The organism is Vibrio sp. 10N.286.52.C3, from assembly GCF_041468865.1.
In the GTDB taxonomy this organism is placed as follows: domain Bacteria; phylum Pseudomonadota; class Gammaproteobacteria; order Enterobacterales; family Vibrionaceae; genus Vibrio; species Vibrio crassostreae_C.
This window is the reverse complement of sequence record NZ_JBFRJM010000032.1, coordinates 41,717-57,114: the sequence shown is the minus strand read 5'-3', so window position 1 is coordinate 57,114 and position 15,398 is coordinate 41,717. Positions and strand designations below refer to the sequence as shown.

The following is a 15,398-nucleotide window of genomic DNA, read 5'->3' as shown; positions in this document are numbered from 1 at the left end:
TTATTGGTGTTGCAATCGATCCCCCTCTCAAAAACGGGTAACAAACTATTAACTAATGGGTCTTACTTGTGTCATAATTTGCGCCGAAAATACACCTGACTTAAACAGGTGAGGAGAGAATATGTTCACAATAGAAGGCGTTTGTGATTGGTGCAAAAAGCCAAGCCTAGTTAAAAAGCACGACTACCTAGATGGTAAGTGTCATCATGCATGTAACGAGTGCAATGATATTGCAACCATTGATGTTCGCCAGTTCAATATTGGTGAAATGGAAATGAGAGCAAAACTCTCCCAAGCGACATTGAGATAAGTAACACCGTGAAATATAAGAAAGCGCCTAAGGCGCTTTTTTTGTGCCTGTGGTTTTAGATCTTCTATCTCTATCTCTATCTCTATCTCTATCTCTATCTCTATCTCTATCTCTATCTCTATACAGGTGTATACAGTACTTTTCTGTCAAACCACTGTATACAACTGTATAAAGCTCACATTTTTTCAACTTATGAGACAAAACAGCAAATTCATTCAAATTTAATTTATCGAATACTTTCAATGATTTAATCATTTACCATCCATAACCTCAGACGAAATCGTCCAATAATCCCGCAAAAAACGCTTGATCTTATAAGCAACTAAAACTACTGTATACACATACAGCATGTATATAAGGACAGCAAAATGATTCAAGCACACGTTAAAGCACAACACTCTAGCCCGCTAGTTCACTGCGCATTTACATCAATTTCTCGTAAAAGCAAAAATTCAAACGAGGAAGCGTTGTTTGCAAGAATGGCGTTGCTGTCCAATCAACATCAGTGGTTACTGTTTACGGCTCAAACACCAAGACCATCGGCTAAGCAGCTTAAGCAACATAATGTTTGCTGCGACCGCGTTATTCATATGAAAGCCTCTCATCAAATGACTGAGGTAGAGACTGTCGAGAAAGCAATCCGCTCTAAGAATGCGAGCGCGATTGTTGCAAGTGCATCGATTGATCAGTTCAGCCAACAGTACCTAAGAACATTAGGGTTACGCTTTCAATGTGAAGTCTTCTTTATGGATGCAAATTCAGAGCGTATTCACTAAGCCACCTTGCTTAATAACATGTTGGCTTAATAACATGTTGGCTCAAAAACATGGTCCACAAACATAGCTTAATCTTTTAGCTAACAAACTTAATTTAACTTAAGAAACAATTCGCCAAAACACAGTCCAAACATACTGCCTTCCCCTGCCCTACAATTCGCCCATTTTTTAGCGGATTGTTAGGCGGGGGTTTTTATTTAAACAACAGATTTAGCAAACGTTTGCTTTTTCTCTGGAAGCAAATAGTAGATTGGGTATAATGCCCGTCTAATCATGTGCACACCGCACTTCTCTGTATGACGTTTGATAAAAGATAGGAATGTCTAAATGAGCCTTGCTGATCAAGTTCTTGCCGTAAATGATGACCTACCAATCCGTACTGATAAACCTGTCCACAGTGGCAAGGTTCGTTCGGTCTACTGGTTAACTGAAGAAGATAGCCAACGACTAATTAAAGAGAAAGGCTACGATGTAGCACCAGATGCGCCTTTAGCAATCATGGTGATCAGTGACCGTATCTCTGCATTTGATTGTATCTGGCGTGGTGAAGGGAATCTTAAAGGTGTTCCAGGTAAGGGAGCGGCTCTGAATGCTATCTCTAACCACTGGTTCAAATTGTTTAAAGACAACGGACTTGCTGACAGTCATATTCTTGATATCCCTCACCCGTTCGTATGGATTGTACAAAAAGCTCGCCCAGTTATGATCGAAGCGATTTGTCGTCAATACATCACTGGTTCAATGTGGCGTGCATACGCAAACGGCGAACGTGAATTCTGTGGTATCGAGATGCCTGAAGGCCTTGAGAAAGACAAGAAGTTGCCTGAGCTACTGATCACGCCTTCAACAAAAGGGATTCTGAAAGGTATTCCTGGCGTTCCAGAAGCTGACGATGTGAACATCACACGCAACAACATCGAAGATAACTTCGCAGCATTCAACTTTACTCAAGCAAGCGACATCGCGCATTACGAAAAACTTCTTAAAGAAGGCTTCAACGTAATCAGCCAAGCGCTAGCAAAAGTAGACCAAACCTTTGTTGATACCAAATTTGAGTTTGGCTACGTCAACGATGCTCAAGGCAAAGAAAAGCTTATCTACATGGACGAAGTCGGTACTCCAGATTCATCTCGCATTTGGGATACTCAGGAATATGACAACGGCAACATCGTTGAGAATTCAAAAGAAGGCTTCCGTCAGTTCTTGCTTAACTACTTCCCTGATGCCGACATTCTTTTGAATAAAGAGCGTATGCCAGAACGTGAAGCATTGGCTCGTGACAATGAACTTCCACTGGATTCTCTAATGTCTCTGTCTCGCACTTACCTTGATATCGCAGCGAAAATCACAGGTGCGGAGATCGTACTGAGCGAAAATCCTAAGCAAGAGATCATCGATGTACTGCGCGCTGACTATGGTCTAATCGACTAGTCGCTTAATTGCTAATTGCTTAATCGCTTAATCTCAAAATAAAAAGCTCGAAAGCTAATAAGCTCGTAGACTCAAGTTTTAGATACTAAAAGGGCCTCAATATTTGAGGCCCTTTTTACGTGTACGTTTTTACTATTCCTCGAGAGAGATTATAGGCGAGCTGAAGTTACAGCTTAATCGTGAACTCTTCTCCAGAATTACCCGCAATCACTAAATGACTGCGCGATTCAATATACTCGATCTGATCTTTTTCAAGTGAATATGGCATCACTACTTTAAGCTCATTGATCCCTTCCAGCTTAGCAAGCTTGAGTAAGGTAACAATGTTCGACTCATCACTTTTACGCGTCGACATTGATTTCAATGCCATCTGCCATAAACGATCTTCAGGGCTTGCTAGCTCTTTAATGCTATCTCGCCAGACGGTACTGAACACTGGCGCAATTGTGGTGAGTGCTTCCAGAAAAGTCCATTTTTTACTGCATGAGGCGCCAAGAAATGTTGTGTAATCGAACTCTACACGCGTCTCTTCCTGTTTATCCATGATGTCCCCCGACACTTTGGCAACACAATATACTCAATATCTATCAACTCTTTCTTTATAGCAATAGGATATAGAAGAATAGTCTTTTATGACCTTTTGATTGGTTAAAAAGGCATATAAAAATCAAACTTGTAACAAAATAAGCACTGAAAAATCATATATGCATCTATTTGATTAATATTTTAGAGATAAAACTTATCCATCTATTTGATATCAATTATTCGGCTCGCTTTTTTGTACTGAATACGCCAGCCAGACCATGTCGGTAGCTCCCAACGTTTTGGCGATAACTTTCGGCTACCCGACTGATAATGGACGTAAATCAGCTTTCTTGCGGGCAAGTATTCGACATCGAGTTGCAAGTCGGCAAGGCTCAATGCAAACGGGTATTTTTCCGAAAATTCTGAGTAGAGCCAAGTTGGAATGCCATCGAACGGTATGTCTGCATGATCGAACATTTCCAATTCGCTGACATCAGTAACACCTAGTACTTCAAGCTGCTCTATAAACCATAGCTCAAAGTTAATGTTCTCAATTTCTGGTGTGTATTTAGTTTGTTCATCGAGACCAAGTTTCACATACAACTGCCAGTGTTTGATTTCTTGAGTGCGAGCCTTTGCAAAACCGGGAAGCTGCTCTCCATTTAACACAAGGTCGACGATAGGTTTTAACGATAGTTGCCCTTCAGCGGCGACGAGTTTGGTTGTAATCGTGCGGCCTGCGTACACCAATGCCATCTCGGTAAAAACACCATCATCATTCACAACGGTTTCACCTTGCTCCCACTCTCCTAGTTCAGCATCAATGAGAAGCTCAAGAGGAATGGGTGTCGTGACCGTCGCTAAGGTCAGTGTTTGCTTAACGCCTCTTCCCGGCAAGCTGTGAGTATCCAACACCAACATCGCTTGTGCATTATCAGGGAAACGGTTCTGACGACCGAGCACCACTTCTAAAACACCATTGGCAAAGGCTTCTTTCCTTTTCAGTCGGCGCACAAACACCAGTTCAGGATGCAGATTCACAATGGTCTTGAGCAATTCAATGCGTTGGAAACGTGACGCGACTTCTAGCTGAGGAAGTTCAAATACCTCCCGCATTTGCTTCGCCAATCCTTGAGCTTCATTCAGAGCCTGTTGGTCGATGTCTAAATGCGGATATTCTCGACCGCGCACAATCTGAATCAACAGGCTTAAATCACACCCTTCCTTCTCTTGTTGCGCGAGCGCTTCAAGATGTTCTGCATTGTTTGGTAACTGATACAAGCGAGCAGGAACGGACAGCGCCGCAGTGAGATCAACCATCGCCTCTTTTAATGCTTTGGTTTTGATTCGAGTAACGATATCGGCATACAAAGCATCAATCGGCAACGGATACAGCTTTTTACCATGCTCGGTAACTTGATGGTCGGCGTTAATCGCTTCCATCGTCAGCAAGGTTTGAGTTGCACTGTTGAGTGATTTCTCTGGAATAGGGTCAAGGAAGGACAAGCTCTCAAGCGGAGATCCACAACATGCTGCGGCCAACATAGGTTCAGTCAGCTCTTCACGCTGCAATTCAGGCGGTGTGACTAACTCTAACGCCGCATGTTCACCATATAGACGCACGCAAACGCCATCCATTACCCTACCCGCGCGGCCAGCTCGCTGTTTGGCACTCGCTCGTGATATGGATTTAAGCATCAGTGTGGTTCTGCCATTACGCTGAACGGTGCGTCTCTCTAATCCTGAATCTATCACCACGCCAATGTCAGGAATGGTTAATGAGGTTTCTGCAACGTTGGTCGCAAGGATGACCTTTCTCAAACCATTACCTTCAGTATTGATATTACGACCCGATAACGCTGAATCTCGCTCTTTATCACTGACCGACGCATGCAATTTAACAACTTGGATATCTGGATTTTTCGCTAAGGCTTGTTCGCATTGCACGATCTCTTTTTTACCCGGTAGAAAAACCAACATATCGCCAGAAGAAGCGATCAACTGATGATTAACTTCTTCCACGATGCGCTGCCCTAGATGTCGACTATCAGGCAGTGTTCTGGATTCATTCGCTCTGTGTTCAATCTCAACTTGATAAGTTCGCCCCTCGCAGCTAATTCGATTCGCATCCAAGTAATCAGCAAGACGCTCCCCTTCAATGGTTGCTGAAGTGATCACCAAGCGATGGCTCTCTTTTTGTTTCAGAATCGCCACCAGCAGATCAATGTCCCAGCGCCTCTCGTGAAACTCATCCACCACGATCACATCAAAACTAGCTAATCCATCTTCTGATAACCAACGCAGCGCGATACCGGGCGTCACAAAAACAACGTTAGTTTGCTCGTTGTATTCCGACTCAAGCTTAATCGCATAGCCCACTTTGCTACCCAACTTCTCGCCTGATCGCTGCGCGAGATATTTAGCCAGTGATGTACACGCGATGCGTCTTGGCTCCACCACTAACACTCGTCCATGTTGAGAGGCCCAAAGTGGCAGGCGCGTTGATTTACCTGATCCGGTTTCCGCCTCTACGACAAGGTGAGAATTAGCGATTTGTTCGTGGAATACGTTTTGATAAGCATCGATGGGAAGTAATGACATAAAATGGCGAGTAGCGAAAAAGTGTGAGCAAAGTATAACGAATTATCGTGTTGAAATTCGATAAGTGTGGGACAGAGGTAAGAATATCATTTTGTTTGCTCAGATCGCGGAGAAACTATTTACAATTGAATAACTAAACCGTTATCATTTTTTAGTTACCCTTTCTCCCATATTAGGCATCCAATGAACAACGATAAACGCCCTCTATATATCCCTTATGCTGGTCCTGCTCTACTAAGTACACCTCTTCTAAACAAAGGCAGCGCATTCTCTGCTGAAGAGCGCAGTTCTTTCAACCTTGAAGGTTTGTTACCGGAAACAACCGAAACAATCCAAGAGCAAGTAGGACGTGCATACAAACAATATTGTAACTTCGAAAGTGATATGGATAAGCATATCTACCTTCGTAACATCCAAGACACTAATGAAACGCTTTTTTATCGTTTAGTTCAAAACCACATCTCTGAAATGATGCCTATCATTTATACGCCAACAGTTGGCGCAGCATGTGAGAACTTCTCAAATATTTACCGTCGTGGCCGTGGTCTGTTTATCTCATACCCGAACCGCGATCGTATCGATGACCTACTGAATAATGCGACAAACCACAACGTTAAAGTTATCGTGGTTACGGATGGTGAGCGTATTCTTGGTTTGGGAGACCAAGGCATCGGTGGTATGGGTATTCCAATTGGTAAGCTAGCACTTTATACAGCTTGTGGCGGTATCAGCCCAGCTTACATGCTACCAATCGTGCTCGATGTGGGTACTAACAACCCTCAACGTCTTGCTGACCCAATGTACATGGGCTGGCGTCATCCTCGTATTACGGGTGCTGACTACGATGCATTCGTTGAAGAGTTCATCCAAGCGGTTCAACGCCGTTGGCCTGATGCATTAGTTCAGTTCGAAGATTTCGCACAAAAGAACGCAATGCCACTGCTTGAGCGCTACAAAGATCGCATCTGTTGTTTCAACGATGATATCCAAGGTACAGCTGCAGTAACAGTAGGTTCTCTACTTGCAGCATGTAAAGCAGCAAACAGCAAACTTTCAGACCAACGTATCACCTTCTTGGGTGCGGGTTCTGCGGGTTGTGGTATTGCTGAAGCTATCATTGCTCAAATGGTGTCTGAAGGTATCAGCGATGCACAGGCACGCTCTCAAGTTTACATGGTTGACCGTTGGGGTCTGCTACAGGAAGGCATGCAGAACTTGCTTGATTTCCAACAGCGCCTAGTTCAAACCAACGCAAATACTAAAGACTGGGAAAGCGATGGCACTGGCTTCTCACTACTAGACGTTGTTCGTCACGCTAAACCAACCGTATTGGTTGGGGTATCTGGGGCGCCGGGTCTATTCAGCAAAGAAGTCATCAAAGAGATGAACCTACACTGTGAACGCCCTATCGTGTTCCCACTGTCTAACCCAACAAGCCGTGTTGAAGCAACTCCAAACGACATTATTCGTTGGACTGATGGCCAAGCACTGGTTGCGACAGGTAGCCCATTTGAGCCAGTAACTCATAACGGCACCACTTACCCAATCGCTCAGTGTAACAACAGCTACATCTTCCCAGGCATTGGCCTTGGTGTATTGGCTGTGAATGCGTCACGTATCACTGATGAAATGTTGATGGAATCAAGCCGTGCGCTTGCTACGTGTTCTCCACTAGCAATCAATGGCACAGGTGCTCTACTTCCACCATTGGAAGAGATCCACACGGTATCTAAGAAAATTGCTCTTGCGGTAGGTAAAAAGGCGATTGAACAGGGCGTTGCTCTAGAGATCACTGAAGAAGCACTGCAACAAGCGATTGACCAGCACTTCTGGCAGCCAGTTTACCGTCGCTACAAGCGCACGGCATTCTAATAAAGCGTACTGCGCTTGGAATAAAGAGCGTTAACGACTCTTATATGAGCCTCTGCAATTGCAGGGGCTTTTTTCTTTAAACTGTCTTGTCTTTTTAACTGATTTTTCTCATTTTTATTTGGTATTATCGAGCACTCAAAAATTAATGCTCAGTGAAAGGACCATACCGAGAGTGAAATTTGATTCTCACATTATCCGTAGCTACATAAAAAAAGCTTACAAAAAACTGCAAGGTTTTCTGTTTGGCGCTTTCCTCGTGTTCTTAGTAGGCAGCGCTGCGGTTATTGCGATCGATTATTGGGTTTCATGGCAAGCGGAAGATCGCATCATCTACGATATAGATGAAGTGCCCGAGCTTGAGGTCGCCGTTGTGCTTGGCACGAGCAAATATTTGGGTCGAACACTCAACGACTATTATAAGCACCGAATCGAAGCCGCGATTGAGCTGTTCGACCGTGAAAAAGTCGACCAGTTTCTGTTAAGTGGTGATAACGCTCATCGCTCTTACAATGAGCCGTGGACGATGAAACGCGACTTGCTGAAAGCGGGTGTACCCGATGAACGCATTAACCTCGATTACGCAGGCTTTAGAACCTTAGACTCGATTGTTCGCGCTAAAAAGATCTTCGACACCGACAACTTCCTGATCATTACTCAGAAATTCCACTGTGAAAGAGCACTATTTATCGCTAATTCTTACGATATTCATGCACAATGTTTAGCGGTTTCAGGTCCTACTCATCATTCAGGCACCTCTATCCGTTTGCGTGAAGTTTTTGCGCGTACCAAAGCCTTCTTAGATTTGTATATTATGGGGACAACGCCAAAGTTCCTTGGACCTAAAGAGCCCATTCAATCGAGTCCAAAACCGGAATCATTTCCGATTCCAAACCCTATGACTGACCCCTCTGTAAACCCTGTTGTAGATCCTACAACAAACCCTATTGCAGACCCAGCAGAGACCGATGTGTAGAAAACTACACATTTTGAATTTGTTGCCTCACACTTCCCCATTGTTAAGCAAAAACACACCAACACTCCTTTATTAACTTGAGTAACATTCTTCCAACAAAGTCTGACCCTACATCAAGCTATATACCTCGACAATAATAAGCATGACTCAATGAAGTCACGCGCCAATACAACGAGGATAAACAAAAGGAGCGTCTTATGACGGCACTTGTTACTACACTGAAACACTGGTTGTTTACCCGCAACAGCATGATATTAATTGGTAATTTCACGCTATTTGCAGTTTTGCTCAATACCCTGCCATTCGAAGCGCAAGTGAATACAGGTTTAAGTATTCTCGTGTTCGTTGCCATTCTATGGTTAACAGAAGCTATTCACGTCAGCATCACCGCTTTGCTCGTTCCCCTATTGGCTGTCTTGTTTGGTGTATTCAACACGCCCGCAGCGCTGGCTAACTTTTCAAACCCAATCATCTTCTTATTCATGGGTGGCTTCGCATTGGCAGCCGCACTGAACAAGCAAGAGCTAGATAAAGCGATTGCTGACAAAGTACTGTTGATTGCAAAAGGCAGAATGTCGGTCGCTGTGTTCATGCTGTTCGGTGTGAGTGCAGGTCTATCAATGTGGATCTCAAACACAGCCACCACAGCAATGATGCTTCCTCTTGTTCTTGGCATCATGAACAAGGTTGACCAAAGTGAAGACCGCAACACCTACGTGTTCGTACTACTGGGTATCGCTTACTGTGCATCGATTGGTGGTATCGCAACCTTGGTTGGTAGCCCACCAAACGCAATTGCGGCTGCAGAAGTTGGCTTGAGCTTCACAGAGTGGATGGCACTTGGCCTACCAATCTCAATGATCTTACTGCCAATCGCGATGATTATTCTTTACGTGATGACTAAGCCGAAGCTTGACCACAAATTCGAGCTAGACCATGCCCCAGTTGAATGGACAAACAGCAAGAAAATCACACTGTCTATCTTCCTTCTAACCGTAACGCTTTGGATATTCGGTAAACCAATCAACGCAATGATTGGCGGATTCTCTAAATTTGATAGCTTGGTAGCGATTGGCGCAATTGTACTGCTTGGCGCTTCTAGAGCGGTGGAATGGAAAGACGTTGAGAAGACAACGGACTGGGGTGTTCTTATCCTATTCGGTGGTGGTATCTGCTTAAGTAACATTCTAAAAGCGACAGGAACCAGCGTATTCTTAGCACACTCACTAAGCGGATTTTTAGAAACAGCTGGCGTACTGCTTACGATTCTAGCCGTGGTAGCGTTCGTGGTATTTCTAACGGAATTTGCGAGTAACACAGCGAGTGCAGCACTTCTGGTGCCAGTATTCGCAACCATCGCTGAAGCACTTGGTATGTCGCCAGTTATTTTGTCTGCACTGATCGCTGTTGCTGCGTCTTGTGCCTTCATGCTTCCTGTTGCAACACCACCAAACGCAATCGTGTTTGGCTCGGGTCACATCAAGCAGAAAGAGATGATGCGAATCGGTATGGTGTTGAACCTAGTTTGTATCCTAGTTCTGACTCTGTTCGCTTGGATCTTCTGGTAAACACTAACGTTCTATAAGCGCATGCTTACAGGAATGCTCCCCTAAACTGGTTGAACTTCCCCCGGTTCAACCAAGACAAAATGCCCGTTCAGCGTAAGCAAGCACTGAACGGGCATATAAAAACAAGAAACGCTTTCCCTTTTGGTGGCCCCGCGCCACCTTTTTTGTTTTGGCTTTTGGGAGAAGAACCATAAAAACGCCACACGTCACATATGCACGTGTGGCTTATAAACTCATCAAAACAATTTTCAGATTAGTGACTCAAGATCACCTGGTTTCGACCTGAATGCTTTGCTTGATATAAAGCTTCATCAGCGCGAGCAATGGTCTCTGTCACTCGCTCTTGCTTCATCTCGGCAACACCGATACTGCATGTCAGCGGATCGCCATGAACCCAAAGGTGCTGGCTAACCAATAATCGAATGCGTTCAGCTTTTATCTGCGCCTCTCCGGCTTCGGTCTCAGGGCAAAAAACAATGAACTCTTCACCACCCCATCTCACCAACTTGTCGGTAGCGCTGATCGAACTGCCCACCACCATGCTGAACTCGCGTAAAATATGGTCACCCATTTGATGTCCGTACTTGTCATTTACACTCTTGAAGTAGTCGATATCGAGATAGAGTATACTTAGCTTACCGTGGCCTTGCTTTACGTGCTGCGACTGCATCTTCAGCCAATCACGAATTGCGTGTCGGTTTAGTATTCCGGTTAACTCATCACGATGGGCCATCTCTGAAAATTCAAAATTCTGTTCTCTCAGTGCGCGATTGACGTTCTTTAAGTGGTGATGTCTTTTCTCTGCGATCACCATGCGTTTTCTTGAACGATGCAATTCTGAAAGTAAGAACACAGTACCTGTTCCGACCCAGGTAAACAGCAAGATCAAGAACAAGCTTTCTGCGGTGATATACGAACCTTCGAACTCAATACTGCGGATGACGATTCTGTGGTGACCGAGTTTCGCACCAGACGCGGTAGCAAACTCGACCATATTCACATTCGAATATTCAGGTGCAGAGTGCTCTAATGCCACATCATTGTCGGCTAACCACCATGTCATCACCTGTAGATTGGCGATTGGGATTTCAATCACACCACCATCCACGCCAGGAGAAAACTCCATTCCGTTGTACTTATGCGTGTACTCGTCATCAGGAACCGAATAAGCAGGATTGTAATTACGCAGGTAAGTTCGCAAACGACCGCTAGAATCGGCCTCCGCATGGTAATCAATATTGACTCTAAAGGTGTGGTACTGCGAAAGGTCAAGGCCAGTGGTAATGTCTGGGTTGATACGAATCGATAGGCCGCAATAAGGCCACGGATACTCAGACTTTTTAAGCTCGCAGTGGAGAATATACTGGCCATTTTGATAAGATAATTGGGACGTACTGACACCCCTATCCACTTGATCGCTGGTCGCGATAAACTCATATTTATCCGGCGTAATTGCCGTTATCACACGATTTCCGCTCACACGGTAATACTGGACAATCGCCAGTGTCGTGATAACTAAAAAGATGACTATTTTATGGATCCACTTCACGTCTAAGCTTCCGGCTTAAGGTCCCTATAGTTGGGATTTCACGATAAAAAACAAGTTAGATAAATTAGTGATCTTAATACCAATAATCCACTAAAAAGCGTTATATCACGCCTGAACAAAATGTCATACTATATTTTTATGCATGTGTATGCTGTTGATTATTCACACCGAGAATCAAGTAATATTGCGTATAAAAACAGGCCCTATTTGTTATACTCATCGCATAATCATCGTTAACCGTATCGCCTGTTCACAAGGCGAGCGAGTGGACGAAATAATAATCAAAATACAACGAGTAATGTCATGTCTTTATTAGCAAAAGGAACACTCAAAAAGATGAGTGCTTCCCTTGATGGCGCGGTTACCTACCGTTTGCCTGTAGGCGAAGAGTTTGTAGAGCTAAACCCTCTGATTGGTAAAACCATCAACCTCACTCACACCGGCAATATTTTTTGCTGCTCATGTGGTAAGAAAACTAAGAAGAGCTACTCTCAAGGCCACTGTTTTGTGTGCATGAAAAAGCTAGCAAGCTGCGACATGTGCATCATGAAGCCAGAGACTTGTCACTACGATGAAGGCACGTGTCGCGAGCCTCAATGGGGTGAAGAGAACTGCATGGTTGATCACTTCGTTTACCTATCGAACACATCAAGCCTAAAAGTAGGTATCACTCGTCACACTCAAATCCCTACTCGCTGGATTGACCAAGGTGCCACTCAAGGCCTACCGATCTTGAAGGTAAAAACACGTCAGATTTCTGGCCTGATTGAAGTTGAGTTAGCAAAACACATTGCCGACAAAACCAACTGGCGCACGTTGCTAAAAGGCGACGGTGACGATATGGAGTTGGTAGAAAAAGCCAAAGAACTCTTGCCATTGGTTGAAGATAAAATCCAAGAGATCAGAGCGAAGTTTGGCGACGATGCTATCGAGATTCTGAGCGAAAACATCACTTCACTGAGCTACCCAGTTGAGCAGCACCCAGTGAAGATTGTGTCGCATAACTTTGATAAGAACCCTGAAGTGACAGGCGTACTTCAAGGCATTAAAGGCCAATACCTAATCCTAGATACTGGTGTGATTAACATCCGTAAATTTGGTTCTTACGAAGTGGAAGTGTCGGCATAACTTGTAGAACTTAAACGTTTCTTATAGTTAGAGGCGTTTCTTATAGTTAGAAGCGCTTAGTGAATAGCCAAAAACTAAAATGCCCTCAAGTGATGACTTGAGGGCATTTTTCGTTGTCGATTCTATTGGCTTTCGATGACGCTTTTAGGCGTTAAAGCGTAACCACATCTCCGTCTACACAATTCTTGCCGTTGGCTTTCGCGCGATAGAGAGATTGATCGGTTAAATTCACGAGTGCATCAATCGTGACACCGTCTTCACAGGCTTGGCTATCACTGATTCCGATACTGACACTCGAATTAAATCGTAACTGTTCATCGATTCTGAATTCAACTTGATTGAACTGTTGGCGAATCTCTTCTGACACTTCGTGTGCTGTTTCAAGAGACGTGTTTGGGATAAATATAATGAACTCTTCGCCACCCCAACGGCCTGCGACTCCGCCGGCTTTCTCGGCACTGCGCTTGGTAATATTAGCCAAAGCACAAATGACCTCATCACCGACCATATGACCGTAAGTGTCATTAATCGATTTGAAGTCATCGATATCAAGCAGCATACACACTAAGTGAGTCTCAGAGACAAGGTGCTCTCTCAGCCACTCATAAATCGCCCTACGGTTAAGCAAATCCGTCATTTCATCGTAATTCGCTTGGTGTACCAACTGCTTTTCCAGCATCACCTTTTGAGTCACATCTTCGAGCACAACCTGAACGGCTGGCTGACCTTTCCAAGTAATCGCATTGTCGTAAATATTGAAGAAGCGATGAACGCCGTCAAAGCCAATGTTTTCAACCACGGTACTAGTACCTGACAACTCCCCTGATACGATCGCGTGATAGTGCTTGCTGATGCCATCGGCATTCTGTTTTGGTACCAGTTCAAGGATAGAGTCCAGCTCTAATACTTGCTCGATGGAAGCCGCGCCTTGCATGTTGACCCAAGATTGATTAACCATCAGCGGCTTGAAATCTCGGTGAACCAAGATGCCCTGCCCAGATTGCATGATCATGTCGTGATACATCTTATCTTGCTCACGCACCGCATTTTGCAGCTGAATCGCAGGGGAAAGATCGATCACTGTGACTTGCAGTGCAGGTCTTCCCTGCCACTCCGTCACATGGTCGATAGAAAACACGGTGAACTCTCTGCCATTGCGATCAACATTGGTATAGGTGTGAACCTGAGGGTCGCGTTGACCACTGACCGTTTCAAGGTAATTTTGATAGGCGAGAACATGATAATCTTCTGAGATTAGATCTAGAAAGCTATCGATATTAGAAAGTAGTTCTTCGGGTGATTGGTATCCATAGATGCGAGCATAATTAGCGTCAACACTAACTACATTCATATCTTGAATAGTTATTACACCGTACGTGGATTCGAAATTTATTGAAGACATTGCCAACTCCGCATTATAGCTATACTTCACGAACTGGAGCATAACAACACATCCTGCCAACGCTTCCACACAATCTATCACGCGCTAGGGACATTAATATGCCATCTAGTATATCGTACTGTTGCGGCCTTCTCTACAACTCAATTGCCAACACGAGTTAGTAAAAGTAGACAAGCATCTCAATCCCATTATTCGCGTCAAAAAACAGAAATAGATAACCTATACCAATGTAACCATTATCTTTTTCTACTTTTGGCCTTGAACTGATGAAAGAATCCGCTCCCAACCACTTCAAATCCTGTTCGCTATTCTTTTAAACCTGCGCACTATTCTTTAAACCTACGAACTATTCATTCCAATCAGAGAAATATGAGACTAAGAAGTCGATAGCTAACCGTGCTCTCTGTGGAAGAAAACGACGGTTCTGATAAACAATCCAACTGCTTGTGCCCGCTCCCCAATACTCTTCTAACACAGGGACGAGTTTTCCATTGCTAAGACTGCCATTGAAACTGCTTTTAGGAAGATAAACGATGCCAAGCCCCTCTTCGCAAGCTTTCAGTACAGCGCTTGAATTGTTGCTTTTCCAACGGCCATGAACTCTGACTGCGGTTAGCGGATTTCCATCGTTCTCGAACAACCACTGGTCACTGTTGGCGATAATACAGCTGTGCAGCTTGAGTTGTTCTGGATTCGCTGGAGCACCAAACTCAGCAATGTAATCTTTGCTTGCTGCCGCTGCCATCGGGCGATCAACCAGCTTTCTTGCCACCAATCCTGAATCGTCCAATCGGCCATAACGAATCGCGAAATCGATGCCATCTTCGATGAAGTTAACCATCTTGGTATTGAAATTCATTTCTATGGTGAGCTCAGGATGATCTTTAGCAAATTCCATCAGCGCCGCGGCAACATGGTTCTCTGCAAATGCGCCCGCCGCACTAACACGTAAAGTACCACTCAACTGAGTTTGTTGAGACGTGACTTGTTCATTGGCCTGTTGCAGCCCAATCACCAAGTCTTTGCACTGTTGGTAATAGGTGTGGCCAGATTCAGTCAGGCTAACCATCCGTGTTGAACGCGCAAGCAGAGCCACTCCCACTCTCTCTTCCAACCTTGAAACCTGCCGACTCACATGGCTGGTACTGCAACCTAACTGTTTGGCGGCCGCTGAAAAGCCGTGGCACTCAGCAACTGCAACAAATTCGTTAATCCCTTCAAAGCTATCCATACTTAATCTACTCGTATTTTATCTTTGCTATA

The 15,398-nt window shown here is 44.4% G+C and carries 13 protein-coding genes; 7 read left to right on the top strand and 6 right to left on the bottom strand.

The genetic code is table 11. The annotated features are described in order from the left end of the window. Positions 1 to 121: 121 nt before the first annotated feature. A complete protein-coding gene (locus AB4138_RS13860) occupies positions 122 to 310 on the top strand; it encodes a hypothetical protein (RefSeq protein ID WP_017059767.1) in 189 nt (62 codons plus the stop codon). A 27-nt stretch (positions 311 to 337) separates the two neighbouring features. Here AB4138_RS13860 and AB4138_RS13855 read toward each other — a convergent pair whose 3' ends face one another. Continuing rightward, complete coding sequence (locus AB4138_RS13855; protein WP_372306427.1) at positions 338 to 565, bottom strand: hypothetical protein; 228 nt, start codon at positions 563 to 565, stop codon at positions 338 to 340. Positions 566 to 678: 113 nt separating this feature from the next. Between AB4138_RS13855 and AB4138_RS13850 the strand changes: the two genes are divergently transcribed. Both AB4138_RS13850 and AB4138_RS13845 read left to right on the top strand, forming a co-directional pair. Beyond that, positions 679 to 1,086: a SulA-like leucine-rich domain-containing protein gene (locus AB4138_RS13850; protein WP_372073740.1), complete on the top strand. Its 408-nt coding sequence runs from the start codon at positions 679 to 681 to the stop codon at positions 1,084 to 1,086. Positions 1,087 to 1,413: 327 nt separating this feature from the next. Continuing rightward, positions 1,414 to 2,517 carry a phosphoribosylaminoimidazolesuccinocarboxamide synthase gene (locus tag AB4138_RS13845; protein WP_372306424.1) on the top strand — a complete coding sequence of 368 codons (1,104 nt, stop codon included), beginning with the start codon at positions 1,414 to 1,416 and terminating at the stop codon, positions 2,515 to 2,517. Between the two features lie 166 nt (positions 2,518 to 2,683). On the opposite strand, the gene AB4138_RS13840 is transcribed toward AB4138_RS13845, so the two are convergent. Both AB4138_RS13840 and AB4138_RS13835 read right to left on the bottom strand, forming a co-directional pair. Next, entirely contained in the window at positions 2,684 to 3,061 is a 378-nt protein-coding gene (locus AB4138_RS13840; RefSeq protein ID WP_372306421.1) for a transporter, read from the bottom strand. 203 nt (positions 3,062 to 3,264) lie between these two features. Further along, positions 3,265 to 5,643 (bottom strand): helicase-related protein, encoded by a 2,379-nt coding sequence (locus AB4138_RS13835; protein ID WP_372306418.1) that lies wholly within the window; start codon positions 5,641 to 5,643, stop codon positions 3,265 to 3,267. A gap of 183 nt (positions 5,644 to 5,826) precedes the next feature. Here AB4138_RS13835 and AB4138_RS13830 point away from each other — a divergent pair, with 183 nt between their 5' ends. From AB4138_RS13830 to AB4138_RS13820, 3 genes are all read left to right on the top strand, one after another. Further along, a complete protein-coding gene (locus AB4138_RS13830) occupies positions 5,827 to 7,515 on the top strand; it encodes an NAD-dependent malic enzyme (protein WP_372306416.1) in 1,689 nt (562 codons plus the stop codon). Positions 7,516 to 7,687: 172 nt separating this feature from the next. Then, positions 7,688 to 8,488, top strand: coding sequence for a vancomycin high temperature exclusion protein (locus AB4138_RS13825; RefSeq protein WP_017063589.1), 801 nt, complete (start codon positions 7,688 to 7,690; stop codon positions 8,486 to 8,488). Between the two features lie 197 nt (positions 8,489 to 8,685). After that, entirely contained in the window at positions 8,686 to 10,056 is a 1,371-nt protein-coding gene (locus AB4138_RS13820) for a DASS family sodium-coupled anion symporter (protein WP_048607137.1), read from the top strand. 253 nt (positions 10,057 to 10,309) lie between these two features. On the opposite strand, the gene AB4138_RS13815 is transcribed toward AB4138_RS13820, so the two are convergent. Continuing rightward, positions 10,310 to 11,605 carry a GGDEF domain-containing protein gene (locus AB4138_RS13815; protein ID WP_372306413.1) on the bottom strand — a complete coding sequence of 432 codons (1,296 nt, stop codon included), beginning with the start codon at positions 11,603 to 11,605 and terminating at the stop codon, positions 10,310 to 10,312. A gap of 303 nt (positions 11,606 to 11,908) precedes the next feature. Between AB4138_RS13815 and AB4138_RS13810 the strand changes: the two genes are divergently transcribed. After that, on the top strand, positions 11,909 to 12,733 hold the full coding sequence (locus AB4138_RS13810; RefSeq protein WP_017063586.1) for a DUF2797 domain-containing protein: 825 nt from the start codon (positions 11,909 to 11,911) through the stop codon (positions 12,731 to 12,733). Between the two features lie 151 nt (positions 12,734 to 12,884). On the opposite strand, the gene AB4138_RS13805 is transcribed toward AB4138_RS13810, so the two are convergent. Together AB4138_RS13805 and AB4138_RS13800 are read right to left on the bottom strand one after the other, a co-directional pair. Further along, positions 12,885 to 14,177 (bottom strand): diguanylate cyclase, encoded by a 1,293-nt coding sequence (locus AB4138_RS13805; protein ID WP_372306410.1) that lies wholly within the window; start codon positions 14,175 to 14,177, stop codon positions 12,885 to 12,887. Positions 14,178 to 14,481: 304 nt separating this feature from the next. Continuing rightward, positions 14,482 to 15,366, bottom strand: a complete 885-nt coding sequence (locus AB4138_RS13800; protein ID WP_372102888.1) for a LysR family transcriptional regulator — start codon at positions 15,364 to 15,366, stop codon at positions 14,482 to 14,484. Positions 15,367 to 15,398 lie beyond the last annotated feature (32 nt).

Bases quoted from the DNA above. Each gene is read 5' to 3' on its own strand.
- AB4138_RS13800 (WP_372102888.1), bottom strand. From the start codon at position 15,366: ATGGATAGCTTTGAAGGGATTAACGAATTTGTTGCAGTTGCTGAGTGC.
- AB4138_RS13810 (WP_017063586.1), top strand. From the start codon at position 11,909: ATGTCTTTATTAGCAAAAGGAACACTCAAAAAGATGAGTGCTTCCCTT.
- AB4138_RS13850 (WP_372073740.1), top strand. From the start codon at position 679: ATGATTCAAGCACACGTTAAAGCACAACACTCTAGCCCGCTAGTTCAC.
- AB4138_RS13845 (WP_372306424.1), top strand. From the start codon at position 1,414: ATGAGCCTTGCTGATCAAGTTCTTGCCGTAAATGATGACCTACCAATC.
- AB4138_RS13830 (WP_372306416.1), top strand. From the start codon at position 5,827: ATGAACAACGATAAACGCCCTCTATATATCCCTTATGCTGGTCCTGCT.
- AB4138_RS13860 (WP_017059767.1), top strand. From the start codon at position 122: ATGTTCACAATAGAAGGCGTTTGTGATTGGTGCAAAAAGCCAAGCCTA.
- AB4138_RS13835 (WP_372306418.1), bottom strand. From the start codon at position 5,643: ATGTCATTACTTCCCATCGATGCTTATCAAAACGTATTCCACGAACAA.
- AB4138_RS13840 (WP_372306421.1), bottom strand. From the start codon at position 3,061: ATGGATAAACAGGAAGAGACGCGTGTAGAGTTCGATTACACAACATTT.
- AB4138_RS13855 (WP_372306427.1), bottom strand. From the start codon at position 565: ATGATTAAATCATTGAAAGTATTCGATAAATTAAATTTGAATGAATTT.
- AB4138_RS13820 (WP_048607137.1), top strand. From the start codon at position 8,686: ATGACGGCACTTGTTACTACACTGAAACACTGGTTGTTTACCCGCAAC.
- AB4138_RS13805 (WP_372306410.1), bottom strand. From the start codon at position 14,177: ATGCTCCAGTTCGTGAAGTATAGCTATAATGCGGAGTTGGCAATGTCT.